Source organism: Providencia sp. PROV_01 (assembly GCF_053098325.1).
The window spans coordinates 2,649,914-2,675,668 of record NZ_JBRFKD010000002.1 but is presented as its reverse complement, the minus strand read 5'-3'; the positions used below and the strand labels follow the sequence as shown (position 1 = coordinate 2,675,668).

Here is a 25,755-nt window from a genome sequence, read left to right as displayed (position 1 = left end):
AGCCTTAGTACGCGAATTTATTAATTTAAATGATTAATTATCAGTTTAGCGATTTGTGGATTAATCATTGGTGGCGTTTCATGGCCCATACCTTCAATAACTTCCAATTTTGCATTCGGAATATTGTTAGCAATATCTTGCCCTGCGGCTAATGGGAAGAGCGGGTCGATTGAACCATGAATAACTAATGTGGGTACATTAATGTGCTGTATATAAGAACGCAAATCTCCGGTGACGGCAACAGCCACAATTTGGCGTTTAGTGCCTTCTGGTGAATGATTGCGTGCGAGTGATTGCAGTATATATTCACGATAATAATTTTCATCAAATGGGCCAAACGTTGAGCTGATCCGGCGATAAAACGCAAGCTGTCCTGACAAATATCCTTCTAAATCTTCTTTTGGGTTAGCACTTGGGCTCATCAGCATTTGCATAACATCGGGAGCACTTTGTGGCAAAGTCGGGTTCCCAGTCGATGACATGATTGCACAAAGAGATAATGTACGTTCAGGAAATTTCGCTGCCGCTATTTGGGCAATCATTCCGCCCATGGAACGACCAATAAAGTGGGCTTTATCAATAGATAACGTATTTAAGAGATGGATAATATCTTCAGCCATATCGAATAAGGTATAAGGAACAGCGAAAGGCTCACCTTGTTGCATTTTTTCAATCAATACCCCTAAATCAATAGGTGGGAACTCATTGATATGATGAGATAAACCCGCATCTCGGTTATCTATACGTAACAGGTAAAAACCAGCATCTGCAATTTCCTGACAAAAGTCTGACGTCCAACTAATGTTATGGCCACCTAAGCCAGGAATGAGGACTATAGTCGGGTTATCTGGTGTACCAAATGAATCATAAAAAAGTGGAACTGAATTGGTTTTGGTCATTTTTCTTCCGGTATCTTCATTAATAGTGCTATTTATATGCCGTAGTTTCGTTGCAATTACGAGCCATAAAAAATGGCAATGATTACCTATGATATAATCGAAGTTTATCATGGTAATCATTTTATTGATGAAGAATGTCAGATTAATGTGTTTTAAGGTGATAAATAGCGAGTGCCAGTAGCGCCGTTGTGAGTAATAGAACTGCGATGATGAGGTTAGCAGATAACCCATATAAGAAGACAACCATGCTGCCTAAAGCAGAACCCAAAGCAATGCCTGCATTAAAAAAAGCAATATAAAGTGAGCCCGTAATTTCAATATGTTGAAGACTGTGCGTAATCATCCATGTCATCAATGTGACGGAGACACCACCATAAGCCATTCCCCAAGCTATAATAGTTAGGCCGCCAATTAATGTTGTCAGGGGTAAAATAGCAAGCAAAAATAAGCAAGCAATAATGATTGTTATAATGATAAACAAGGATAAATTAAGCTTTTTCCCCGCCGTTAAGCCAAAGATAAAATTCCCCAAAATGCCCGCGATACCATAAAAAAATAGCATAATGCTAAGTTGTTCACCTGTTGCATGAATATTAGCGACTAATAGCGGTCTAATATAGGTAAACACCATGAAATGCCCTGATACCAAAAGTAAGGTAATGGCTAACCCAAGTAATATTGTTGGGCGTTTTAATTGTGCAATAAAAGCGTTAGCAGAAGGTGGTGTGACCGTCGGTAAAGAGGGTAAAAGAACTACCATTAACAATAATAAAATACATGATAAGGCACTCATTAAGAAAAATGCGCTGCGCCAATCCCACCATTCACCCATAAAAACGCCTAATGGAATCCCCACTACCGAGGCAGCAGCCACTCCACCAAAAATCATTGATGTTGCTAAATTAACATGTGCTGATGCCACTAAACGCGGTGCTATTCCACCTGCGATCGCCCATATAATGCCAATACATAAACCAATAAATAAGCGGCTAATTAATAGCAATGTAAAATGAGACGTGATTGCCGCAAACAAGTTACATACAACGAGCAGCAGTGCACCAAAAATCAGCAATTTTTTACGATCAATTTGTTCGGTAAATAAAATTACCAATGGTGAGCAAATTGCAGCCACGACAGCAGGTAAAGTCATAAGCAACCCGCTCAAACCGATAGAAATAGAAAACTGATTGGCAATAGGGGTTAATAGGCCGACGGGTAACATTTCAGTGGTCACAACAATAAAAGTGGCAAGGGTTAAGGTCAGTATTGCCCCCCATGAACGAAGTGTGCTGATGCTATTTGAATGTTTAATGCATTGTGAAAACATATTCTACCTAACTAAAAATAAACTTGTTGAAATAGCATATAGGGGACATGATAGGAGATAAATATATCAAATGTAGAAATATTGGGGATAAATCGTGTCTAATTCAGCTTCTCTAGTGATGGATAACCTACTTGATTTAAAAGTCTTTGTGGATGTTGTTGAAACACTGAGTTTCACGAAATCGGCCGAACGGCTAGCACTATCGCGTTCAGCGATTGGGAAATGTATTGGGCGACTAGAACATCGTCTACAAACTCGCTTGTTACATCGAACGACACGAAGTATTCATTTAAGTGATGAAGGTCAATTGGTGTATGAATCTGCCATTAACATATTACAAGAGATTGAAAGAGTTGAAAATATATTAAGCCAAGGCCAGCAACAACCAAAAGGATTATTAAGGATAACGGTACCTGTGGTATTTGGAAAACGTTTCATTTTACCTCTCGTTCAACGTTATCTAGCACAATGGGAACAGGTTGAGGTGGATGTAGATTTTAATGATGACTATTGTGATATTGTGCGCGATGGTTTTGATATTGCGATCCGTATTGGCGGAATGGATGATAACCGTTTAGTCCGTAAAGTCTTAGCCCCACATCGGTTAATCACGTGCGCATCCCCTGAATATCTCCAGCAGCGCGGTGAACCAGTAAACCCGCAAGCTTTACAGTATCACAGTATGCTGGTGTTTAGGCACCGAGGATATAATGTGTCGTGGAAGTATAAAATTAATGGGCATTTGCAAAATTATCCAGCTCAAGGGCGTTTAGTATTAAATGACACCGAGGCTATTCTCGCCGCAGCTATAGAAGGACAGGGAGTGTGCCAGTTAGGTGCATTTTTAGTGAGTGAGGAAATCAAAAAAGGCCGATTAGTGCCAGTGCTAACCGAGTTTTCCCTGCCTGAGTCACCTATTTGTGCGCTATACCCGACAAAACGTTATTTACCCCCTAAAGTTCGTGAGTTTTTAGCGCTAATTGATGAGTGTTGGGAAGGAAGGGCAATTTGGGAGTGATTATTACGCTAAATAAGTCTGTTTTCAGCTAATTCCGTAAAGCAATTAAAAATCATTGAGATATGATAAATAGTAAGCAAATGGTTTGCTTGAGTAGAATTATTATTAATATATTTTTAGGTTTTATATGATTTACTTTATTTCAGATACCCATTTTTGCCATTCAAATATTATTAACCTATGTGACCGACCGTTCAAGAGTATCAGTCACATGAATGATACGTTGATTCATAACTGGAATGCGTATGTTACTGAGCATGATGAGATTTACATACTCGGTGATTTTTTATACAAGGGGAATGGCGCGGATGCGAATAAAATATTACGTCGCTTAGCAGGGAAAAAATATTTGATTCGTGGCAATCATGATAAATTTTTAGACGACCCCGAATTCGACCAATCGTTGTTTGAATGGGTTAAAAGCTATTATGAGTTGGAATATCAAAAACAAAAATTAGTGTTATTCCATTACCCAATATTAGAATGGCAAGGCTTCTTTCGTGATGCGATTCATTTATATGGTCATGTTCATAATTCAGGGAAAGACCCAGAGCAGTTTAAGCGCTTAGCGGTGTTAGGGCCCCGAGCGATTAATGTCGGTGTGGATGTAAATGATTTTTTCCCCATCAGCATTAAACAGATATTAAAAAAGGCCAATCGTTAACTTTCTTTTTTTGCATACAAATAAACCGAGGCTCTTGATATCCCTAAGTGCTGAGCCACTGTTTCCATAGATTTTTTGATATCTAGCAGGCCTTCATTGCGTAGCACTTCAATTAAGTTTTTTCTTTCGTCTACTTTCAATGTGCGTGGTGTCGCAGCTAAGGTGGCAGCATATTGGTCAATACGCATGCGAATGGCTTCTGCACCATTAGGCTCAATATGCTCTTTTATTGGGCTATTACCCACGTCAATAAATTGCGATAACATACTTTGCATACTTCTAAATAATGTCATATCCAGATTTAAGCACAATGCGGCAATGTATTGTCCTGACTCATCTTTAATACCAATCGAAGTGCTTTTTACTGGGCGCCCATCAGAAAATTGGTTGGCATAATTAGCAATAATATTCGGAAAATCTGCAGATTCAATTCTTGCATGGCCGAGTTCGGTAGTAGGTTCACCAACTTCGCGACCAGATAAGTTATTATGAATAGAAAGGATGGAGTGTTCCGGATTTTTAAGGTCGTGTACCACCACTTCACAAAAAGGGGCAAATGTTTCACTAAGACCTTTCGCAATAATTTCAACTTGAGCCAGTATTGAATTATCTTTTTGATCTGACATGCTGTTTCCCTTCATCCATCAATTGCTAATCCCTAATTTTAACCTATTTTTAGTATTGCTAATAGATGAAGGGCGGTGTTCATTATGAAACTAATTACTTATAAAACTAATTGTGCAAAGTGCTGAATATCAACATTACCACCGCTGACAATGACCCCCACGCGCTTACCTTGGAATTGTTCTTTGTGGGCAAGGGCAGCAGCATAGGATAAGCAACCTGTCGGCTCAACGATAATTTTCATGCGTTCAGCATAAAATTTCATGCGATCAATAAGTTGCTCGTCGGTTACAGTGAAAATATCATCAACCTTGTTTTTGATAACAGCAAAGGTGTAGTTACCTAGATGTTGGGTTTGCGCACCGTCTGCGATGGTTTTTGGCGTATCAATGTGCACAATTTCCCCTCGATGAAATGATTGTTGCGCATCATTGCCGGCTAAAGGCTCAACCCCATAAATTTGGCAGTTAGGTGATAATTTTCTGGTGGCAATGGCACACCCTGAAAGTAGGCCTCCGCCACCTAAGCAAACAAATAGGGCATCCAATTCACCCACTTCTTCAATCAGTTCTTTGGCTGCGGTACCTTGGCCAGCGATGATATCAGGGTGGTCATAAGGAGGAATAATCGTTAACTCTTGTTGAGTAGCGAGTTGTTGGCAAAGCACTTCTCTGTCTTCTTTATAGCGATCAAAACGGATAACGGTGGCACCGTAACCTTGTGTAGCAGCCACTTTCACCGCAGGTGCGTCATTGGGCATAAGAATAGTGGCAGGAATATGCAAAAGTTGCGCTGCTAAAGCGATACCTTGTGCATGGTTACCGGAAGAAAATGCAATAACGCCCGCTTTTTTCTGCTCGGGGCTTAACAAACTCAACGCATTAAAGGCTCCTCGAAATTTAAACGCCCCCCATACGCTGAAAGTTTTCACATTTAAAAAACAGTTCGCCCCCAAATTCTTTATTTGCGGTGGTTGAGGTGAGAACAGGGGTTTTATGTGCAAAACCCGCAATACGTTGTGCTGCTGCTTCTACATCTTGATAAGTCGGTAATATTAATCCTGACATGATATAACCCCAATGAATAATAAGTAATTAAGCAGACATCGCAATCGCTTCAATTTCTAATGCTGCACCAAAATGAAGTTCAGCAACGCCTGCGACAGCACGGGCTGGGCGGTGATCGCCTATCCACTTAGCATAAATCTGGTTGAATAACGGCCAATTTTCCATATCTGTTATATAAACTCGAACTTGAACCAAATGCGCTTTGCTACAATTAACAGCATCTAAGCATGCTTGTAAATTAGCAAGCACAAGCGTGGCTTGCTCTTGGAATGCTACGTCAGTCATCGCATTGCCTAACTTATCAACGGGTAATTGCCCTGAGATAAAAACCAATCCATTAGCAGTAACACAGTGTGAATAATGCCCTTTTGGAGCAATGAGTGTCGGTGCATTCACACATTCAATAAGTTGACTCATATCTGCCTCACCATGCACAAAATACGTTGACTAGATTTTTAGTCTAATATTAGATTTAGTGTTTAGTCAACGTTTTCTTCGCGAATAAATTTGATGTAAATAGCAATAAACTGTTATCAGAATTATCGTCAACATAATAAAAAGAAAAATATAGGTATAAGGCAGTTAATTAAATAATTTATTGGGTAAAGTTTAATTATAAAGAGTAAACCTATAGCTATATCCCTATAGGCAGAATTTAAAATCGCAAGACGGGTTAAATGATATATCTTAATTAAAAACGATTAAGAATAATCAAATTGTGACGATATGATTAAAATGATAAGAAGTTGTTATATAAATACTTTTAGGGATGTCAGATGGCAAAGTTCACATTTAATCTTCTTTCAATTTTTGGGAAAAAAGAATCACCCGCTGCAGAACAATATTTACAAGAAGCGCTTTTACCTTTGTCTGTCTTAGATGAAGAACTACCTAAAACCGTTTTAGAGTATGTATTAGATGGAAAATCGCCAGAAGTATTGGTTCAATTAAGCCAATTGGATAACGAAAAAGCGGTTATTTTGCTCGATAAACCCGGTACCGTAGATTGGTGGTGGGGAGGAAATAGCTTTAATTCGAGCCAATATAATAAATTAATTCGCCAAGGGGCAAATGCAAGACATAAACTATATTCGAAAGTGGGCGATGGGATTACTTCATCGCAAATTGCCCGTTTTGCAAAAGTATTAGCGGCGGCGTGCCAAGATATTAACATCAAAGTATTAACACCTGAATTACCATCGTGGGTAAGTTATTTAATGGGCGATGCCTTTGCAAAAACCTATGATAATTCGCGGGATACTAAGTTAGAACACCGTAAACATTGGCATTTTGACCTACTAACTGAAATCATCGAACAAGAGACAGATAAACCGGCTAACACTATTTTATATATCATTTTCGATCGTCATCATTTATCTGATTACCATTATGATAACTTAAATCGGTTATTTGCCATTCCAGGATTCAAAGCGTATTTAATCGCAGAACAAGCATTTATTAAGCAGACGTTAGTGAATAATTTATCTGCTGCAGGGCAAATTCAGTTAATCAACACACTGAAGAAAGACGTTGAGCTTTATACGCTTTTTGCTGATGTATTAGTTTCTTTTGCTACTAGTTCGTTAAAAACAGTGCGTGCAGCCGCGGAACCCACAATGGCAATTTTACCTGCACAATCGGTTACGCAACACTTAACTCAAATTTTAACTGGAGGTACGCCAAAACAGCGTACCCAAGCAGCAGATTTGTTTGCCCGTATAGGCGAACACAGAGAGATATTAGCAGCGGCATTGACAACGGAAACCAATAAAACCGTACTGAAAAGTATTGAAAGTGCAATTTCGAGATTTTCAGTCATGGATACCGCCAGCCAAGTTGAAGAGACTGAGTTACCTGAGTTTATTGAATTAGAAGATACACCGCTGCCTGAAAGTGCAAAAGATATCTTAGTTAATAATTTCAATGAAATGCTGCAAAAAGCCAAGGAAAATGCAGAAAGTGAAATTGAAGAAAACAAAAAACAGAAGCACAGCTACAATTGGGCACAGCGACATTATAAAGAATTCCAAAAACTCAATGCGCAAGCCTGCTGTAAGGTGATTGATAAGCTGAATTCAGGTAAGGAAATTATTACTGACCATGAATATAGCGTGGTGAAATTTAAAGAACGTATTACTAACTTGCCCGAATATACCTTATTCCATGCATTACGTCTGATCAGCCATAACCGAACAAATGAGGAACATTTATCCCATTACCATCTTACACGGGAAGTTCCACCGCGAATTCTTGGGCAAATTGAATTGCGTCAGCTAGAAAAAACGTTAACACAATGTCATTTTAAAAACGCAACACGGTTGATTGCAGACCTTTGTTTACGCTCATATGCTAATGGGTTAGCAATTTTTAACCAGCCAGCACAAGTTTGGCCGTTTTTCATTCAATACCCAGATTTTATTGCAGAAGCATTAGGTTTAATTCCTCAACAAGAAACGCAGCGTTATTATCAAGAATATGATGCGGCGAGTGGAATTGATGTCCTTGCAATGTTACCGACCATTCCAGCACGTTTTATTCCACGTATTATGGAGTTGGCTCTTGGGGAAAATAAAACCCATCGTCTGAGCGCGCAAAAACTACTAGAGACATTACCGAATATTCACCTCAACGCGGCAGAAGGGTTAGATTCAGGCAAACAAGAAATTCGTGTCACCGCAATTGAATGGTTGGCACGTTTGAAAAATCCAGAGTCATTAAAACCACTCTATGCCTTATTAAAGAAAGAAAAACGGGAAGTTGTACGGGCTGCCTTATTAACTGCGCTGGAACAATTTGGCGAGGATATTTCAGGTTATCTTGCGCCTAAAGTGTTATTAGCTGAAGCGCAAAAAGGACTAAAAGCGAAAGCGCCTGCCAGTATGGCATGGTTTAATCTCGATTCTTTGCCGGCATTAACTTGGCAAAATAATAAACCCGTAGAAGCCGATATTATTCGCTGGTGGGTGGTTCTGGCCGTTAAATTAAAAATGCCAGCGGGTAATGGATTACTTCAACGTTATATTGGTTTACTTTCGATAGATAGCCAAAAGAAATTAGGTAGTTTTATTTTAAATAGTTTTATCGGGCAAGATATTGCTGGGCCGTCATTAGAAATGGCAATGGCAGAAGCAGAACGTGATGCCCCAAAACGCTTAGCTAATTATCAAGATTGGGTGAAACGCTGGCCTGAATATTATAGTCAGTATGAAAACTATACTTTCGAGCAGACGTTTAATGAGATAAAAAATGAAGTTCTGCGCCGCTATTTAGGCTCCGCTATTAGTGATAAAGGAATGTTAGCGCTGATTTGTGGTATTGAAGGGCACCTTGCCGTAACCACATTGCGCAACTATATGCGTGATCATTACCAACGTCGCGCACAAATTGAAGCCATGATTGATGCGGTGGCGACAAGCAATGACCCTCTGATTATTCAATTATTATTGTCACTTTCTCGCCGTTATCGTACCGCGTCAGTTCAAGAAAAAGCGCGCGGACTTGTTGCTCAAATTGCTGAACGTAATGGTTGGAGCGCGGATGAACTTGCAGATAGAACAATACCGACTGCCGGAATGGATGAAACAGGTATTTTGGCACTTGAATATGGTGACCGTACGTTTACTGCGAAGCTGGACGCACAGCAAAAATTAGTCTTATTTAATCCAGAAGGCAAAGAAATCAAAGCATTACCCGCTGCACGTAAAACCGATAACGAAGAATTGGCTAAAGAATCTAAAAAGCTATTCACTGCGAGTAAAAAAGAACTCAAGCAAGTCATTGAACTGCAAACGGCTCGTTTATATGAAGCGATGTGCGCAGAGCGCCTTTGGACAACCGCAGATTGGCAGGAATATATCCAAGCGCACCCGGTGATGCGTGGCCTTATCGAAAAATTAGTTTGGATAGAAACGAAAGAGAACAATATCCTGAATGTGTTTCGTCCATCGGATGATGGCAGTTTATTAAATTTAGATGATGACGAAGTGACGTTATCTGCTGACTCTTACATCAAATTAGCCCATGCTGCATTGGTCAGTGAAGATGAGCGAAAAGCGTGGATAACGCACTTTAAAGATTACAAAGTGAAATTTTTATTTTCACAAATGGAACATAAAATCCCTGCTCTGGATCTGAAATTAACTGAAATTGAAGATCGTAAAGGGTGGTTAACCGACACCTATACCTTGCGTGGCGTCTTGACAAAAATGGGTTACCAACGTGGGCAAGCAGAAGACGGTGGGAGTTTTACCCATTATGCAAAACACTTCGCCAGTTTAGGTTTTTATGTCTATATCGAATTTAGTGGCAGCTATGTGCCAGAGGAAAATATTCCAGCGGTCTTGTTTTCATTAAGCTTCGAAAAATCACAACAAAGCTCATGGAACCGCAGCTATATCGAGTTAAAAGATATCCCACCTATTTTATTAGCTGAAAGCTATGCGGATTATTTAAAAGTTGCGGATGCGTGTGCAGGTTTTGATCCTGAGTGGGAAAAGAAAACACCTTGGTAAGTGGGTTTAACGTAGGATTTTAGAATGACTAAAAGTAAAACAATAGAAGGGAATATTCTGCGTGAAAGCGCAGAAATTCGTTTTGCCGATGAATTGGCGCGTTTAACCGAAGCAGATAAACAGAACCCGAAACCACAAGGGTGGTTGCGCTCACCTCGTGCTGTTAGGCAATTTATCTTAGGTGATGAATCACTCAATATTTCTGCAAAATTTTTTGGTGATGATGCTTTAGTTGACCGTGCAATTGTGACGTTATTAGGTAAACAAGGGTTAATGTTAGTCGGGGAGCCTGGGACGGCAAAATCCATGTTATCGGAGTTATTAGCCGCTGCAATTAGTGGTGATTCAGGTTTAACCATTCAAGGAACCGCGGGCACAACTGAAGATCATATTAAATATTCATGGAATTATGCATTGCTATTAGCTGAAGGCCCAACAGAGAAAGCATTGGTTAGCTCGCCGTTATACCAAGGTATGCAAGAGGGGAAAATTGTTCGTTTTGAAGAGATCACGCGCTGTCCTCCTGAAATTCAAGATGTGCTGGTTAGCTTGATGTCAGAAAAGCAAATGATGATCCCTGAAATGAAAGACAATGCACGGATCAGCGCGAAGCAAGGGTTTAATTTAATTGGTACAGCAAACTTGCGTGATCGTGGCGTTCATGAAATGTCATCAGCGTTAAAACGTCGATTTAATTTTGAAACGGTACGGCCTATCCAAGATCCCGCATTTGAAATTAAGCTGATCAATAAGCAATTAACCGCAGAGTTAGCTGACCTCAATGGCCAAGTAACCATCCCAAGCAACGTGATCGAGCTGTTGGTCACCACGTTCCAAGAATTGCGTTCAGGAAATACCAAAGATGGGGGCAGCATTAAAACGCCAGACGCGGTGATGTCGACAGCTGAAGCCGTTAATATTGCTTATGCATGTGCACTTGAAGCCCATTACTTAGGTGATGGCATACTCAATGCAGGAGCAGTTGCACGCCAGCTTATTGGTGTGGTTTTAAAAGATAACGCAGATGATATCAAACGGATGCGTTATTACATTGACAATGTCGCGAGAGAAAGGGCGAAACATAGCCAAGAGTGGAAAGCTTTTTTTGATGCTTCGAGGGCATATTGGCAATAAAGTTTCATAACAAGGTAGAGCCACTATGGTTCTACTAACCCCTCGTCATGATGATTGAATTAGTACTAGGCCATTTAAGACGAATAACCCTTAGGGAAATCAGCGGTGAGCTTGCTATCTATACCTTTACCAAAACGCATTGAAAATGCATTACACAACAGGCAACAACTTGAATCAGCCGGTATCTACTTTGCACCTATTCGGCATCATAGCCCCGCATGTGCATACAGCACGTTGTCGTTGATTGAACAAATCGAACCTGACTATGTTTTAATCGAGGGACCCGATAGTTTTAATGGGCTACTGGCGAGCTTATTACATCATGATACCCAGCCACCTGTCGCTATTATGGCACAAACAGAAGTAAAACCCGCACAAGTAGGAGATAAAAGTGACGTTGTCACTCGATCTGCTTATTTTCCTTTCTGTGAATATTCCCCTGAATGGCAGGCTTTACAAATCGGCCAACAACACCAAGCCCAGTTGCGTTTCATTGACTTACCATGGACAGCGCAAGTTAATGAAGACGAAGCCAATGAGTTGCAATCTCAAAGTTTGCAGAAAGAACGCTACTTAGCCCATAGCCTATTTATTAGCCAGCTTGCGAAAAAAAGTGGTTGCCGTGACCATGATGAATTATGGGAGCAAATTTTTGAATTACGGGCGATTGAACAACTCGCGGATTGGCAGACATTTTTCATGGATAGCTTTATTTGGTGTGCATTGGCACGGCTTGATTATGAGCCCCAAGTCCTTGAAGCAGAAGGCTCTATACAGCGTGAGCGCTATATGCAAGCGCATATCCAGACCATTAAAGCCCAGCACCCACAAGCTAAAATTGTGGTGGTGACGGGAGGATTCCATACCCTTGCGCTTCTTGAAGGGTTAGAAGAGACTCGCAATCAACAATTTAAGCTTTCTGTAGCACAACAAAAAGCGTTTATTCAACAACAAAAATTGGGTGAACAAGACAAGGCTTGGTTTATTCGCTATAGCTATGACAAACTTGATGCATTAAATGGCTATGCATCCGGCATGCCTTCTCCTGCATTTTACCAACAATCATGGTTGTCATTATTGCAGCAACGCCAAGCACAGTTGACAGGCGATAACCAGCCTACGCAGGCTTATCGAAACCGTTTAGGTGTTGCCTATCTTTCTAAAGTTGCGAATATCTTACGTGAAAGGCAATTTGAAGCGGCTCCCGGGTTTTTATCGGTTAAACTGGCTGCAGAGCAAAGCATTCGCCTTGCCGTCTTTCGTGGGCATGCAGGCCCAGGGCGTTATGACCTGTTGGATGGGTTACAAAGCGTTTTTATCAAAGGTAGCTTAGATGAAAGCCAAGTTGAACTTTGGCAGGAAATAACAACCTGTTTTTCCGGCTTTTTACTCGGAAAAATTCCCAAAGGGACAGCAACACCTCCGTTAGTCACTGAAACTTATGAATTAGCAAAAAGCTTTCGTTTCAAACTTGATGATACCTTAAGTAAGGTGAGCCGCTTAGATGTTTATCGTAACCAACAACATCGTGCGCGCAGCCGATTTCTGCATTTACTAGCATTTCTTGATATCCATTTTGCTAAGCTGCTCTCTGGGCCAAACTTTTTGTCGGGTAACCAAATGGATTTATTATTTGAAGAATGGCAATACGCATGGACGCCTAATGTTGAGGGGGAATTGATTGCATTATCGGAAAAAGGAACGCAATTAAAAGCTATCGCGCTAGCCCGTTTGTTTGAAATGGAAAAAAACCTAGAACAACAAGGGGTTAGTCGCTCAAGCCAAAGTGCGGTTGCACTCCTTATGCAAGCCGCGTTAATTGGGTTACATCAACGGATGCCCGCATTATTTTCTTTGTTGGATGGTTATATTCAGCAGGATACAAAGTTTGAATCATTGATTGCTTGTGGTCATAAACTGGTTCATCTTTGGAGGGGGCGTCAATTCTTTGATATTGAAGATAATTTTGCTATCGAAGCGCGTTTAGATGCCTTATTACAACAAGCATTTTATTGTTTTGCTCAAATTACACAAGGGGATGAACAGCAGCAAGAGCCTCATTTTTCAGCATTACTTTCTTGCCGTGAATTAATCACTTTTATGCCTGAAATTAATAACAGCCATGACTACACCAATGATTTTTATCAGGCATTAGGCCGTTGTGAAGGTCAGTTAAATCAGACACCGCTTTTAAAAGGCGCAGTGGATGCTTTGCGTTACCTTGGGGCGAAAATTGATGAAACCGTCCTGACAGATGAAATTAGGCGCGCGTTCAGCACAGGCAGTGATCCTGAAATGGCAATTGGCTATTTTATCGGTGTGATGCGAACAGCACCAGAGTTAGTCTTACGCATACCATTATTAATTGATATGTTAAATCAGTTGCTTAGTGAATGGGATGAAGGGCGTTTTATTCAGGTGTTACCTGATTTACGGTTTGCGTTTAGCCAGTTAACGCCTAAACAAAATGCACAAATGGCACAATATGTGGCACAAGACTTGGCGATTGAGGCAAAAGAACTCACATTGCACCAGACAGAATTTAATGAACAACAGATGATGGAAGTGATTCAACTCGAACAACAATTACAGAGCCAGCTGATTGAACTAGGGTTACAGGATTGGTTTGCTCGTGCTCAGGATGACAAATAATGAGTCAGAAAAATACGACATTAACCCCTGAACAACTTCAATTGGCTAAGCGCTGGCGCTTAGTCCTCGGGCAATATGCCGATAACGCGCTGGGCCAAGCCACCTTTAGTGCTGAAGAGTTGAAAATAGAACGTTCTTTGGATTTTTTATATCGCCGAGAATACCAACGTCGAGGCTTAAAACAAGAAGCTGGACGCCACGGCTCCTTAGATGCTTCTCAATTAACGGCGGTTAACTGGTTAAATCAAGCACGTAAATTATTTCCTAATAGTACTTTTGAGCGGATGCAATCCCAAGCGTTAGAACGTTATGAGATCAGTAGCTTACTAAAGGATCCACAGGCGCTCAATGCCATGGAACCGACAAAATCCCTCGCTAAAGCCTTGTTAAGCTTACGCGGGAAAATGAATGAAGAAACCCGTGATGCCGTTAAAAATATTATACGTAAAGTAGTTGATGATATTTTAAGTCAAATGCGTAACCAATTTCGTCACGCATTAACAGGGCGGCGTAACCGTTTTCAACGTTCACTGATCCCAAACAGCCGTAATTTTGATTGGAGAGGGACTATCGCTGCCAATTTGAAGAATTACGATAAGCAAAATCAACGGTTAGTTATCAAAACACCCCATTTTAATTCTCGTCAGCAACAGCATTTACCATGGGATGTGATCTTGTGTGTGGACCAAAGCGGCTCGATGGCGAGCTCTATTATGTATGCCGCGGTGTGTGCGAGTATATTAGCGGCATTGCCGACAGTGCGTGTCTCTTTAGTGATTTTTGATACTCAAGTGGTAGATTTAAGCCATCTTGCGCATGATCCCGTTGAAGTGTTAATGACAGTGCAACTGGGCGGTGGAACAGATATCGCTAAAGCCATGCAATATTGCGAAAGCTTAATACGTAACCCAAAACGTACCGTGATTAGCTTAATTAGTGATTTTGAAGAGGGTGGCGCGCTGAATCATTTACTCAATTGCACACAGCGTTTACATAGCCAACAAGTGAAATTATTAGGTTTAGCTGCGTTGGATGACGAGGCACTCCCTGTTTATGACCCTGAAATTGCCCAAAAACTCGCAGATAGAGGGATGCATGTTGCAGCATTAACACCGGAGCATTTTGCGCAATGGTTAGCAGAGGTCATGCAATGAGTTGGAAAAACAGTTACCTACAGTATGACGACGACGCATTAGTCGTATTAGCGAATGTGGGGTTACTCAGGCGTGCACGCAAAGATGTTGAAAACCAAAAGGTTAATCCAACGGACTTAAACCTTGGGACATTCACGAGTGATGGGCAATGTGTCTCTTTAGATGCGCAAGGGATCCAAAAAGCCACTTGCGATTGCCCAGCAACGGGATGCTGTAAACACATTTTGGCAGCAGTTTTATGGATTCAATCGAATACAGCCGCAGAAATGACTTCAGCAGAGCCGGTAGCTAGTGAAACGGTGCTAAGTGAATTATTAGCATTATTACCAGAAAGCTTAATTAAACAAACACCGAAACCTGATATTCGTTTAGCGTTGAGATTTATGCAGGTATGGCAAGATAAAGAGCTGGTTTATGAAGCACATTCTAGCCAGTTAAAAATTATCCTACCAGAATATGATGAGCCAATTATTTATATGCGAGGTAGTGGTTTGCAGGGCATGATTTCATCAATACCTGAAAAACAAAAAAGTGCAGTTCATCTCGCTATTATTGCAAAACTAATGTTTCAGCATGGCCAACAGTGGCAATGGCCAGAGGAGATAACCGTAGGTCAAACTCATCAACAAGAGCTGACCCAAGACGATAAAATGGTGATGGGTTCAGTTGAGCAATTCATTCAGGATATGTTACGACAAGGACTATCACATATTAGCCAAAGCAGTGCTAGCCAGTTGCAATTACTAAATATGTCAGCACGTGCGGAAGGGTTGCCTCGCTTAGCCAATTATATGAAACGCCTTAGCCAGCAAGTTAAACGCTTAGCCGATAAACATTTTACGATGGATGAAGGGCAAGTTTTACGGTTAATTGCTGAAATATCTGCTTATGTGTATCAATTATCAACAGCCAATGAACATCAGCTTATGGCACTCAAAGGGTTACAAAGACGGCAGTATACCGACCAACCCATAGAGTTTGATTTGCTGCCTATCGATGCGAATTGGTGGAAAACAGATAGCGGTGCGATCGGTGCTACATTGAGTTTTTGGGATCAACAAAATAAAAAAATTATTCAATGCACACAGGGGCGTGGAAATAGCCTTGACCGGACGTTTAACCGACAAAATGTTTGGCAAACCTTGGCGTTATGGAAACATACCGCAGTAAGTTTGATGAAAAGCCCCTTTAAATTGCATTTACCAAGGTTATCAGAGGAAGGGAAATTATCAGCTAGCGGTGAAAGCTATGCAGTTAGCTGCAAAGAAAAAGGATTAACAACTGATGATTACCTTAATATCAAAGCTGAATTCGGTTATACCGACTGGCAATCAGCGGCTAACGAATTACCGACATTTATACAAGAGAATAGGTTTTCGCCCATTTTATTGCATATTACTGATTATGAGCCGCTCTATTGGGATGAAACCGAACAATGTGTATTGTGGACGGTGATTGATTCACAAAAAAACAGGGCGTTTTTACGGCTAAATTGGCAAGGAAGTGATGACCATAAAATTGAGGAATTGCGTTTTATTACAAAGCAGCAATGGCCAATTTGTGCTGTGACGGTGCAGGTGAGCCATTCACAAGAAGTGCTTCAATTAATCCCCAAAACATTATGGTTAAAAAAAGAACATGGTATTGAGCTGTTCTATTTAGATTTTGAAAGTACACCGCGTAAGAAACAACGTTCTGGTTTTTTTAATAAAATTATCGAATATATGGTGAAAAAACAGCAAAAAAACCAAGTTTTTGTACCTGAATTAACGTTGGCTAGTCAGCTTGTTCGGCCGCTACTTTCGGTATTAGAAACTCAAGCATGTACAGGAAGGCAGCGTTTATCTCAGACTCAACAAGATGAAATAGCGTATGTCGTTAGAACACTTGAAGATTTGGGGGCGCTTTGGTTGGCTAATCAGTTCAAACCTTTGGTGGCTTCCGGCGCTATACAACCCCAATTACTTTTACAATTAGTTTATTTATGTGACCATTTTGAACGGTTACAAATGCCATTACCTTTTCAATTTAGCCAATAACATGAGGGGAGGTATTCCCCCATGTTATGTTCAACACAACGTATTATTATTCATTAGATTCAAATGACGCTAAGAATGTCCGTAATAACTGGTTCAACGCATGTTGCTCTTGTTGAGACAAGTTAGCGACGAGGCGAGCCTGGTTTTGTGTGTGTGCTTCAATAAGTTGGTTGATTAACGTTAACCCTTCGGGAGTTAATGAAACCAAAAAGCCGCGGCCGTCATCAGGATTAGTATGGCGGCTGACTAACCCCGCTTTTTCCAATTGGTCTATTCGGTTGGTCATAGTCCCTGATGTGACCATCAACGTTGATAACATTTCTCCTGGGCTCAGTGTATAGGGGGCACCTGCACGCCGTAAAGTCGCAAGTACATCAAAGCTTGAACGGTTAAGGCCAAACTGAGCGAAGACCTTTTCCATTTCCCGAGTTAAGTGGAACGCGACATTACCTAGCCGGCCAATTAGCCCCATTGGGCTAATATCGAGGTCAGGGCGCTCTCTTTCCCACTGTTGAGTGATTTTATCTATTCTATCCATAGGCAAATAATGGCGGTTATTTATCTTGACGTCAAGGTAAAATGCACATATCTTGACTTCAAGATAAATTAAGAGAATAGAAATATGAATCGTATAACGGTTTTAGGGTTGACAGCATTAGCACCAATTGTGTGGGGAAGCACATATCTAGTGACAACAGAGATGTTACCCGCAGGGATGCCATTAACATTGGCGGTATTACGCGCGTTACCTGCAGGATTACTATTGATACTTGTGTTACGAAAACTCCCCGAAGGCATTTGGTGGTTGCGGGTAGTGGTATTAGGTGTTTTAAACTTTTCTTTATTTTGGTGGCTATTGTTTATTGCTGCGTATCGCTTACCTGGTGGTGTCGCCGCAACGGTTGGCGCTGTACAGCCATTAATTGTGCTATTTTTAAGCCGCTGGCTGTTAAATAACCGTTTATCTGCGGTATCCATTATGGCATCAATAGCAGGGGTATTCGGGGTAGCTATATTGCTCTTAACACCGAATGCCGCCTTAGACCCTTTAGGTATTATTGCTGGGTTAGCAGGGGCATTTTCAATGGCTGCGGGGACGGTTTTGAGTCGCCGGTGGCAGCCACCAGTCAGTGCTTTAACCTTTACTTCATGGCAATTAACCGCGGGAGGATTAGTATTATTACCGTTTGCCATTATATTTGAGCCGGCTTTACCAACGTTAAGTTCACTAAATTTAATTGGTTTAGGGTATCTCACGCTTATTGGCGGTGCATTAACTTACGCCTTATGGTTCCGCGGACTGGCAATATTAGGTCCAAGTTCAGTGGCGTCACTGGGTTTTTTAAGCCCCGTGAGTGCGGTGGTTTTGGGATGGTTTTATCTCAATCAACAGCTTAGTACCTTGCAATTTATCGGCATGGTTGTCATTTTACTCAGTGTGTGGGCGAGTCAGCGAGCGGAAACAAGAAAAGTCACTCTAGCTTATCAACGTTAAAGTTAACCCTGTAGGTTGCTCATTGAATGTGATGAGCAACTTTTTTTCCTGTGTTAACATTCATTAGAGCATTCACTCAGACTATTAAACAGTGGCTAATATGTTATTTCCTGATGAAGATAATACCGTACAAATTGCACCAGAGGCTTTTTTACTCAAAGGGTTTCTACTGGGGCAAACTGATGCATTATTGCAGTCATTAAACAACATTATTGCAGCTAACCCCTTAAGACATATGACGACACCAAATGGCTACTCAATGTCTGCCGCAATGACTAACTGCGGTGACTGGGGTTGGGTAACTGATGAAAAGGGATATCGCTATAGTCAGCGTGACCCTGTCACTAATGAGCCTTGGCAACCCATACCAATTTCCTTTGTTCAATTGGCCACTTCTGCAGCGAGCACTGCTGGCTTTGATCATTTTATCCCTGATGCTTGCTTGATTAACCGCTATGCCGTTGGTGCTGCGATGGCATTGCACCAAGACAAAGACGAAACTGATTTTACTCAGCCGATTGTCTCTTTTTCTTTAGGGTTACCCACAACATTTGATTTTGGTGGAGTAACTCGAGATGCGCCCAAAGTTGCTATTTATATAGAGCATGGCGATGTTTTGGTATGGGGAGGCCAGTCACGATTAAATTACCATGGGGTGCGTCGAGTTAAATCAGGTGTGCACCCGCTGTTAGGCCCGTATCGATATAACTTGACGTTTAGGCATTCTCAACCCTGAATTCACCTTTTACAGTATGCCAATTTATCAATGAAATAGACTATGAATGACTTAATATTTAATTTCAGCAACTTAAATAATATTAATCGTTAACTTTGGTATTTATATAGCAAAAATATCATTGAATAATGAATTGGAACCCCCTATAAATAATGGCTATAAATTAATATAACTAGTTATTGATAGGTAAGTGAATGTATAGCTTTTTAAATGATTATAACGAAATAGCTCATCCGGCAGTTATGCAAGTCCTAAATGATTTATCAGGGAAACGTTTCAAAGGTTATGGCACTGATGAGATTTGTCGTCGTGTAGCAGATAAAATTAGATTAAGAATTGGCCAGCCTAATGCGGAAATTCATTTTTTTAATGGCGGTACAATCACTAATCTAACCACGATTTCCCATGTTTTACGACCACACCAAGCGGTTATCACTGTAGACAGCGGGCATATCGCAGTTCATGAAACAGGGGCGATTGAAGCAACCGGCCATAAAGTTATTACTGTTGATTCACTATCAGGCAAATTAGCGCCAGAACATATCATCAAAGTACTGTCTGAGCATAATGATGAACATACTGTCCAACCTAAGCTTGTTTATATTAGTAATTCAACTGAAATTGGCACCGTTTACCGTAAAGAAGAGTTAGTTGCATTACGCGAGGTTTGTGATGCTCATAACTTACTGCTATTTATGGATGGCGCTCGCTTATCTTCAGGTTTAATGTCGAAATATAGTGATTTAACTATTGAAGATGTTGCGCAGTTAACTGATATTTTTTATATCGGTGGAACGAAAATTGGTGCATTAACCGGGGAGATATTGGTGATTGTAAACCCAGCACTGCAATCTGATTTTCGTTTTAGTATTAAACAAAAAGGTGGGTTACAAGCCAAAGGTTGGCTGCTTGCTGCCCAGTTTGAGCCGCTGTTTAATAATGATTTGTATTTTAAATTGGGGCGTCATCTTAATGAGATGGCTTCACAATTAGCTTCATTTTTTGCCGAAAAGGGATTTCAGTTTCTTGCGCCCGTTGAATCAAACCAAGTTTTTGTTATTTTCCCAGATGCACTGGCGAATAAATTATTAGGGCATTATCAATTAAGTCAAATATGTAAACCGACACCAGAGACCACCTGTATTCGTTTTTGTACCTCGTGGTCAACAACTCAGCAAGATGTCGATAAATTAAAACAGACTTTCCAAGCTCTACTTTAGATAATTCATTAACCCAATAAATATTTCCTATTTTTTACCTATATTTATTGGGTTTTATTTATCATGGTGGCGGTATATTGAGGATTTTACTGAGCAATTATATTGTTGGTACTGATACAATATCCGTGCCAGCGAAAGGTAACACAGAGCTAATCTTTCGTGAGTAATAGCCCTGATAACAACATATCTATGGCATCGACACTTTTCTTTAGTCGCTGTTGACTATCACCTTGCGAGATCCAATAAGCTGCCTCAGCGAGCCCACCATTAATTAAAAAAGCCAATGCATGGGTATCAATACTTTTAATAACGCCATTTTGGACTAGCTGATGAAGCAGGTGTTCAATTTGTTCAGTACACTGTAAGTTTGATTTAGCCAAAAAATCGCCTAAAACGGCTTTTGCGTCACGCAAAATAATTTGTTGATACTCCGGTTCTAATGCCATTTCTAAGTAGGCGTGACAACGCTGACAAAAACTATTCCATAGGTCTTCAGTATGGAGAGTAATTGCTTGTAAACGGGCATTCATTTGTGAGTCAATTTGTTCAACAACGGCAGTAAATAAACCTTGTTTATCACCAAAGTGGTGGTAAAGGGCTCCGCGTGTGAGATTAACGCTTGCTGCTATTTCATCCATTGAGGTTTCTGCATAACCAAGCCGGCTAAAGTGCTCTCGTGCTGTAGTTAATAAATTTGCACGTGTTTCTGCCATTTGAGCTTGCGTTCTTCTTGCCATTAAAAGCCTCTTACATACATAGCGTATAATTATTTACATTCAATGTGTATGATTATATCATGATTATACATACGCAAGGTATGTATAATTAAATTTCATTTTGGAGCTCATATGATAGGTCGCTATCAGCAGTTATTTCAGGCAAAAGAAAACCAACGTTTTGTGATAGCAGGGTTACTGGCACGTTTATCGTTACCGATGATGGGGATCGGGATCATTACCTTGTTAGCGCAACTAAAAGGAAGCTATACCTTAGCAGGGCTTGTTTCTGCAACTTTTGTCTTAACTTATGCGTTACTATCTCCACAAGTTTCTCGCTTAGTGGATAAATATGGTCAATTTCGCGTCTTGCCAGTGGTGACCGTAATCAGTGTGCTTGGTGTGTTTATTATTATCTTAACTACGTGGTTATCATTACCCGATATCGGCTTATTTATCGGAGCTTTATTAACGGGGGCGATGCCCAGTATGTCTGCCATGGTAAGGGCTAGGTGGACTGCGCTGTATAAAGATCAACCCATACTACAAACAGCCTATTCATTAGAAACCGTATTTGATGATGCCACTTTTATTGTTGGCCCTCCGTTATCTGTCGGGATCACTGTCGCTTTATTTCCTCAAGCAGGTTTACTGGTTGCGGCAATTTTATTAGCCGTGGGAATGGCTTTATTTATTTCACAGCGAAGCACAGAACCCAAAGTTGTGGCGCATGACTCTCTTGTATTGGTGAATAAATCAATTATTTCAATGATTGGCTTGCAGTTGTTGATTGTATTAATGATTGCTTTAGGTGTGATTGTTGGCAGTGTGGATATTTTAAGTGTCACGTTGGCTCAATTACAACAGCAACCAGCGATGGCCAGTTTAGTGTTATCGGCCTATGCGATTGGTTCATGTGCGATGGGGCTTGTATTTGGCGGATTAACCTTTAACACACCGTTATCACGTTTATTATTCCTCAGTGGCTTAATGACGTTTCTTTCTATTGTACCAATGTGGTGGGTGGTAGGTGTTTATTCTTTGTCTGTGGTGGTGTTTATTTCAGGATTGTTCTTTGCACCGACGATGATTATTGCAATGACATTAGTTGAGAGAATTGTTCCACGGAATAAATTAACAGAAGGAATGACATGGTTACTCGCAGGGTTAAATATTGGCGTTGCGATTGGTGCGATGCTAACGGGCAAAATGGTGGATACCTATGGTCCTTATGCAGGTTATGCCGTCGCAATCTCTGGTGGAGTTTTAGTTTTCATTTCAACATGGCTGAGCTACTTACGGGATAAAACACAACAAAAAATGGCAGTTGAATGTGAGGAATACCATTAAAAACAACGAGAAAATAAACCATGTAGTGATAAAATCATAAAAAATAATTTAATGAGGTAATTTCATGCATTCTCCAGTCTTTCGCACTGCCACACTTGATGATGTTGACGCCTGTTATGCGATTGAAATCGAATCCTATGAAGGGGATGAAGCGGCAACAAAAGAAAAAATAGCAACACGAGTTCAGCAATATCCAGACGGTTTTTTATGTATGGAATTAGCCGGGGAAGTCGTTGGTTTTATTAATTCGGGTTGTGCATGGGATGTTGTGATGTCGGATGAAGAGTTTAAAGAACTCATTGGGCATGACCCACAAGCACCAAATGTCGTTATTATGTCAGTAGTAGTACATCCCAAGTATCAAGGTAAAGGCTATTCATCTTTACTGATGAAAAGGTTTATCAATGTCATGAAGGAGATGAATAAAAAAACGATTCATCTTATGTGCAAAGAACGCCATATTGACCTGTATAAGCATTTTGGCTACCAATATGTTAAACCGTCAGAATCTGACCATGGCGGAATGACGTGGCATGAAATGGTTATGAAACTGTAAACCTATTTTCTCAAGCCCACTATTTTGAGGCCGTCTGAGTGAGCTTGGGAGTTTTTCCATACGAAGTATCTAACGTGTAATTTTGTTGTCTGATATGATATCTCATCATAGATAATCACCATTTGGGAAGTAATAATGATAATTTGGGTTGATGCGGATGCCTGTCCAAAAGTAATTAAAGAAGTTTTATACCGAGCAGCAGATAGGGAAAAAGTGCAAATAACATTTGTTGCGAACCAACGCTTAACAGTACCTCCATCTCCTTTTTTAAAAACCTTGCAGGTGCCCGCAGGATTTGATGTAGCGGATAATGAAATTGTATTACGAGCTCAAAAAGATGATTTAGTGATCACTGCAGATATCCCATTAGCCGCAGAAGTTATGGAAAAGGGCGCCAATGCATTGAATCCTCGTGGTGAACGCTATAGCGAAGCGACTATTCGTGAACGTCTTAATATTCGTGACTTTATGGATACCATGAGAGCCAGTGGCATCCAAACGGGAGGGCCTGCAAGTCTAAACCAGAAAGACAGGCAACAATTTGCTAATGAGTTAGATAAATGGCTGTTGCAACGTAAGAAATCACTAGCGTCATCATAAGCCAGCACATTTTTTGATTTAAGCTCAGAAAATGTGCATAGTAAAACAGAATTACAATCTATACCGTGTCTATAATGGTTAACCTTAAATTTTTGAAGAAAAATAATGGACCCATTACACAGTATTATCATCACGCTATTCTTATTTATACTGACCTTTTTTAATCCTGGAGCAAATTTGTTTATTGTGGTGCAAACCACATTGAGCTCAGGTAAAAAAGCTGGATTAACTTGTGGTTATGGTGTGGTGCTAGGCAATGCCATTTATTCGGGGCTCGGTTTATTCGGTCTTGTCACATTAATGGCTGAATTTGGCTCATTATTTTCACTGATTAAAATTCTTGGTGGCTTATATTTGCTTTATTACGCGCTAAGTGTATTTAATAACAAAACGCAACTTAATCTGTCCACCGAAAATACTACGGAACATTTCCCATCTGGTATCTATTTTAGGCGGGGGCTAATTTCTGATTTATCAAACCCCCAAACCGTTTTATTTTTTATGAGTATTTTTTCAACGACCATTTCGCCATCAACACCATTATGGGCTAAATTAGTCATTTGGCTGGGAATTGTTATTGCATCATTAGTTTGGCGGGTTATTTTATGCCAAACATTCTCTTTAACTTCTGTTCGTAGAACCTATTCACGAGTTCATAAAGTGGTCGGTAAAGGTGTTGGGTTAATTCTAGGGGCGTTGGCAACAAGGTTGATTTACCAAGGGTTCAGCGAATTGGCTATGAAGAAATCACCGTTCTAGATTTACTGATGAAGAAGTCATTGCTATATAAAATAGCCTCAGACTTTGCGATGAGGCTATTTATAGTGGAATAAAATGAATTCATTGATGCGTTAACCAATGTTCAACTTCTTGATAATTACCGCGAAAAATGATGCGGTGTTGTTTTTTACTTAATTGATAGCGATACATTGGGTCATAATACTCATTCAACAATGGGATTAACCACGAAAAATGTGTCTGGGTATCTCCGGTTGTTTTTTGGTCTGCTAAAGCACGCTCAAGTAAATGCGTCAATTCGATTGTCTGCTGTGATCCTAACCGTTTACGGATGGCAAACAGACCATGATGTAAATAGTCGCTATATTCCTGCCAGCCACGCTCGAAACCAAAAGTCGCTATAAAATCTTGCGTCATACGGTCAAAATATTCATATTTTAAACGCTCAAGACGCAGTTCAAAAGGGTCATCAATAATAGCGATTGGCGCTTTTTCCATTTGTGCGCGTAGTTCAAGTGGCAGGCTATTTGCACCAATGGCACGTCCTTCATCTTCCAGTACCCAACGCTGACATTGTTGGGCTTTTTTCAATAGCGTAACTGCTAAATAATTTTCAAAAGTGGCTTGAGTGTGCTGTTGTTGTAATGTACGACCAAACGAAGAGCCACGATGATGTGCGAGACCTTCTAAATCAATTCCGTTCGCTAAATGATGTACGAGAGTGGTTTTACCATTCCCCGTACAGCCTCCCACTAAAATAATAGGACGTTGAACCAATTCATTAACGGCATCAATTGCTGTTTGTCGTAATGCTTTGTAACCACCATTGATGAGAGGGTATTCAATACCGGCCTCTTTTAACCAAGATTGCACGATATGTGACCGCATACCACCGCGTGCACAGCAAATATAGCCATTCATATTTTGTTTACAAGCTGCTATCCATGCAGTGATCCGAGCCATTTTAAGGTCACCACTGACAAGCTGGTGGCCTAATTCAACAGCTTTAGCCGAACCTTGTTGTTTATAGCATGTACCAACAGCTGCGCGTTCATCATCATTCATCAAAGGCAGGTTTATGGTATTCGGCATTGACCCTTGTTGAAATTCGATAGGCGCTCTGACATCGATAAGTGGTGTGCCAGTGGTTAAGATTTGACGAATATTTTGCGAAGAAGTGGTTAATTCCATAATAACAGAGAGATTCTTTAAAGTTGCAATGGGTTTACTATACTCTTAATCCTATTGCTTGGCA

Annotated in this window: 21 protein-coding genes and 1 pseudogene; 14 read left to right on the top strand and 8 right to left on the bottom strand. The window is 40.5% G+C overall.

The features are described 5' to 3' along the window. Positions 1–20: 20 nt before the first annotated feature. Both ACU696_RS13010 and ACU696_RS13005 read right to left on the bottom strand, forming a co-directional pair. Positions 21–899: an alpha/beta fold hydrolase gene (locus tag ACU696_RS13010; protein WP_109912226.1), complete on the bottom strand. Its 879-nt coding sequence runs from the start codon at positions 897–899 to the stop codon at positions 21–23. A 142-nt stretch (positions 900–1,041) separates the two neighbouring features. Then, positions 1,042–2,226 carry an MFS transporter gene (locus tag ACU696_RS13005; RefSeq protein ID WP_209101531.1) on the bottom strand — a complete coding sequence of 395 codons (1,185 nt, stop codon included), beginning with the start codon at positions 2,224–2,226 and terminating at the stop codon, positions 1,042–1,044. A 94-nt stretch (positions 2,227–2,320) separates the two neighbouring features. Between ACU696_RS13005 and ACU696_RS13000 the strand changes: the two genes are divergently transcribed. Both ACU696_RS13000 and ACU696_RS12995 read left to right on the top strand, forming a co-directional pair. Next, the gene (locus ACU696_RS13000; RefSeq protein WP_238564649.1) at positions 2,321–3,244 is read left to right on the top strand and encodes a LysR family transcriptional regulator; all 924 of its coding nucleotides are present in this window, start codon (positions 2,321–2,323) and stop codon (positions 3,242–3,244) included. 127 nt (positions 3,245–3,371) lie between these two features. Beyond that, on the top strand, positions 3,372–3,908 hold the full coding sequence (locus tag ACU696_RS12995) for a metallophosphoesterase family protein (protein ID WP_109912229.1): 537 nt from the start codon (positions 3,372–3,374) through the stop codon (positions 3,906–3,908). On the opposite strand, the gene ACU696_RS12990 is transcribed toward ACU696_RS12995, so the two are convergent. The 3 genes and pseudogenes from ACU696_RS12990 to ACU696_RS12980 all read right to left on the bottom strand — a co-directional run bounded on the left by ACU696_RS12990 (position 3,905) and on the right by ACU696_RS12980 (position 6,016). Next, a complete protein-coding gene (locus ACU696_RS12990; RefSeq protein WP_209101534.1) occupies positions 3,905–4,534 on the bottom strand; it encodes a helix-turn-helix transcriptional regulator in 630 nt (209 codons plus the stop codon). The two genes, ACU696_RS12995 and ACU696_RS12990, sit on opposite strands and share 4 nt — an antisense overlap. Positions 4,535–4,632: 98 nt before the next feature. Further along, positions 4,633–5,599 (bottom strand): annotated as a pseudogene (locus ACU696_RS12985) (threo-3-hydroxy-L-aspartate ammonia-lyase). Between the two features lie 27 nt (positions 5,600–5,626). Then, the gene (locus tag ACU696_RS12980) at positions 5,627–6,016 is read right to left on the bottom strand and encodes a RidA family protein (RefSeq protein ID WP_196723410.1); all 390 of its coding nucleotides are present in this window, start codon (positions 6,014–6,016) and stop codon (positions 5,627–5,629) included. Between the two features lie 359 nt (positions 6,017–6,375). On the opposite strand from ACU696_RS12980, the gene ACU696_RS12975 reads away from it, so the two are divergent. The 5 genes from ACU696_RS12975 (at position 6,376) to ACU696_RS12955 (ending at position 17,089) form a co-directional block, all read left to right on the top strand. After that, positions 6,376–10,110, top strand: a complete 3,735-nt coding sequence (locus ACU696_RS12975) for a DUF4132 domain-containing protein (protein WP_209101537.1) — start codon at positions 6,376–6,378, stop codon at positions 10,108–10,110. Between the two features lie 24 nt (positions 10,111–10,134). Beyond that, entirely contained in the window at positions 10,135–11,244 is a 1,110-nt protein-coding gene (locus ACU696_RS12970; protein ID WP_109912233.1) for an ATP-binding protein, read from the top strand. Between the two features lie 105 nt (positions 11,245–11,349). After that, positions 11,350–13,896, top strand: a complete 2,547-nt coding sequence (locus ACU696_RS12965) for a DUF5682 family protein (protein ID WP_196723413.1) — start codon at positions 11,350–11,352, stop codon at positions 13,894–13,896. Next, complete coding sequence (locus tag ACU696_RS12960) at positions 13,896–15,050, top strand: VWA domain-containing protein (RefSeq protein WP_109912235.1); 1,155 nt, start codon at positions 13,896–13,898, stop codon at positions 15,048–15,050. Before ACU696_RS12965 ends, ACU696_RS12960 begins: the two co-directional genes overlap by 1 nt. Further along, positions 15,047–17,089 carry an SWIM zinc finger family protein gene (locus tag ACU696_RS12955; RefSeq protein WP_209101539.1) on the top strand — a complete coding sequence of 681 codons (2,043 nt, stop codon included), beginning with the start codon at positions 15,047–15,049 and terminating at the stop codon, positions 17,087–17,089. Before ACU696_RS12960 ends, ACU696_RS12955 begins: the two co-directional genes overlap by 4 nt. A 46-nt stretch (positions 17,090–17,135) precedes the next feature. Here ACU696_RS12955 and ACU696_RS12950 read toward each other — a convergent pair whose 3' ends face one another. Further along, the gene (locus tag ACU696_RS12950) at positions 17,136–17,627 is read right to left on the bottom strand and encodes a MarR family winged helix-turn-helix transcriptional regulator (RefSeq protein ID WP_109912237.1); all 492 of its coding nucleotides are present in this window, start codon (positions 17,625–17,627) and stop codon (positions 17,136–17,138) included. A gap of 84 nt (positions 17,628–17,711) precedes the next feature. Between ACU696_RS12950 and ACU696_RS12945 the strand changes: the two genes are divergently transcribed. From ACU696_RS12945 to ACU696_RS12935, 3 genes are all read left to right on the top strand, one after another. After that, on the top strand, positions 17,712–18,584 hold the full coding sequence (locus ACU696_RS12945) for an EamA family transporter (RefSeq protein ID WP_209101540.1): 873 nt from the start codon (positions 17,712–17,714) through the stop codon (positions 18,582–18,584). A 100-nt stretch (positions 18,585–18,684) separates the two neighbouring features. Beyond that, on the top strand, positions 18,685–19,320 hold the full coding sequence (gene alkB, locus ACU696_RS12940) for a DNA oxidative demethylase AlkB (protein WP_109912238.1): 636 nt from the start codon (positions 18,685–18,687) through the stop codon (positions 19,318–19,320). A 194-nt stretch (positions 19,321–19,514) separates the two neighbouring features. Continuing rightward, positions 19,515–20,540 carry a threonine aldolase family protein gene (locus tag ACU696_RS12935; RefSeq protein ID WP_109912239.1) on the top strand — a complete coding sequence of 342 codons (1,026 nt, stop codon included), beginning with the start codon at positions 19,515–19,517 and terminating at the stop codon, positions 20,538–20,540. Between the two features lie 149 nt (positions 20,541–20,689). Here the strand turns inward: ACU696_RS12935 and ACU696_RS12930 are convergent, their stop codons facing one another. Beyond that, on the bottom strand, positions 20,690–21,277 hold the full coding sequence (locus ACU696_RS12930; protein ID WP_109912240.1) for a TetR/AcrR family transcriptional regulator: 588 nt from the start codon (positions 21,275–21,277) through the stop codon (positions 20,690–20,692). Between the two features lie 111 nt (positions 21,278–21,388). Between ACU696_RS12930 and ACU696_RS12925 the strand changes: the two genes are divergently transcribed. The 4 genes from ACU696_RS12925 to ACU696_RS12910 all read left to right on the top strand — a co-directional run bounded on the left by ACU696_RS12925 (position 21,389) and on the right by ACU696_RS12910 (position 24,521). Further along, positions 21,389–22,606 carry an MFS transporter gene (locus ACU696_RS12925; protein ID WP_109912241.1) on the top strand — a complete coding sequence of 406 codons (1,218 nt, stop codon included), beginning with the start codon at positions 21,389–21,391 and terminating at the stop codon, positions 22,604–22,606. Positions 22,607–22,670: 64 nt separating this feature from the next. Next, a complete protein-coding gene (locus ACU696_RS12920; RefSeq protein ID WP_164528825.1) occupies positions 22,671–23,162 on the top strand; it encodes a GNAT family N-acetyltransferase in 492 nt (163 codons plus the stop codon). A gap of 135 nt (positions 23,163–23,297) precedes the next feature. Then, complete coding sequence (locus tag ACU696_RS12915; protein WP_004910930.1) at positions 23,298–23,762, top strand: YaiI/YqxD family protein; 465 nt, start codon at positions 23,298–23,300, stop codon at positions 23,760–23,762. 105 nt (positions 23,763–23,867) lie between these two features. Continuing rightward, a complete protein-coding gene (locus ACU696_RS12910) occupies positions 23,868–24,521 on the top strand; it encodes a LysE family transporter (protein ID WP_109912243.1) in 654 nt (217 codons plus the stop codon). 81 nt (positions 24,522–24,602) lie between these two features. On the opposite strand, the gene mnmH is transcribed toward ACU696_RS12910, so the two are convergent. Next, positions 24,603–25,691: a tRNA 2-selenouridine(34) synthase MnmH gene (gene mnmH / locus ACU696_RS12905; RefSeq protein WP_198634862.1), complete on the bottom strand. Its 1,089-nt coding sequence runs from the start codon at positions 25,689–25,691 to the stop codon at positions 24,603–24,605. Between the last annotated feature and the right edge of the window lie 64 nt (positions 25,692–25,755).

Bases quoted from the DNA above. Each gene is read 5' to 3' on its own strand.
- ACU696_RS13010 (WP_109912226.1), bottom strand. From the start codon at position 899: ATGACCAAAACCAATTCAGTTCCACTTTTTTATGATTCATTTGGTACA.
- ACU696_RS13005 (WP_209101531.1), bottom strand. From the start codon at position 2,226: ATGTTTTCACAATGCATTAAACATTCAAATAGCATCAGCACACTTCGT.
- ACU696_RS12995 (WP_109912229.1), top strand. From the start codon at position 3,372: ATGATTTACTTTATTTCAGATACCCATTTTTGCCATTCAAATATTATT.
- ACU696_RS12990 (WP_209101534.1), bottom strand. From the start codon at position 4,534: ATGTCAGATCAAAAAGATAATTCAATACTGGCTCAAGTTGAAATTATT.
- ACU696_RS12980 (WP_196723410.1), bottom strand. From the start codon at position 6,016: ATGAGTCAACTTATTGAATGTGTGAATGCACCGACACTCATTGCTCCA.
- ACU696_RS12975 (WP_209101537.1), top strand. From the start codon at position 6,376: ATGGCAAAGTTCACATTTAATCTTCTTTCAATTTTTGGGAAAAAAGAA.
- ACU696_RS12970 (WP_109912233.1), top strand. From the start codon at position 10,135: ATGACTAAAAGTAAAACAATAGAAGGGAATATTCTGCGTGAAAGCGCA.
- ACU696_RS12960 (WP_109912235.1), top strand. From the start codon at position 13,896: ATGAGTCAGAAAAATACGACATTAACCCCTGAACAACTTCAATTGGCT.
- ACU696_RS12955 (WP_209101539.1), top strand. From the start codon at position 15,047: ATGAGTTGGAAAAACAGTTACCTACAGTATGACGACGACGCATTAGTC.
- ACU696_RS12950 (WP_109912237.1), bottom strand. From the start codon at position 17,627: ATGGATAGAATAGATAAAATCACTCAACAGTGGGAAAGAGAGCGCCCT.
- ACU696_RS12945 (WP_209101540.1), top strand. From the start codon at position 17,712: ATGAATCGTATAACGGTTTTAGGGTTGACAGCATTAGCACCAATTGTG.
- alkB (WP_109912238.1), top strand. From the start codon at position 18,685: ATGTTATTTCCTGATGAAGATAATACCGTACAAATTGCACCAGAGGCT.
- ACU696_RS12935 (WP_109912239.1), top strand. From the start codon at position 19,515: ATGTATAGCTTTTTAAATGATTATAACGAAATAGCTCATCCGGCAGTT.
- ACU696_RS12930 (WP_109912240.1), bottom strand. From the start codon at position 21,277: ATGGCAAGAAGAACGCAAGCTCAAATGGCAGAAACACGTGCAAATTTA.
- ACU696_RS12925 (WP_109912241.1), top strand. From the start codon at position 21,389: ATGATAGGTCGCTATCAGCAGTTATTTCAGGCAAAAGAAAACCAACGT.
- ACU696_RS12920 (WP_164528825.1), top strand. From the start codon at position 22,671: ATGCATTCTCCAGTCTTTCGCACTGCCACACTTGATGATGTTGACGCC.
- ACU696_RS12915 (WP_004910930.1), top strand. From the start codon at position 23,298: ATGATAATTTGGGTTGATGCGGATGCCTGTCCAAAAGTAATTAAAGAA.
- ACU696_RS12910 (WP_109912243.1), top strand. From the start codon at position 23,868: ATGGACCCATTACACAGTATTATCATCACGCTATTCTTATTTATACTG.
- mnmH (WP_198634862.1), bottom strand. From the start codon at position 25,691: ATGGAATTAACCACTTCTTCGCAAAATATTCGTCAAATCTTAACCACT.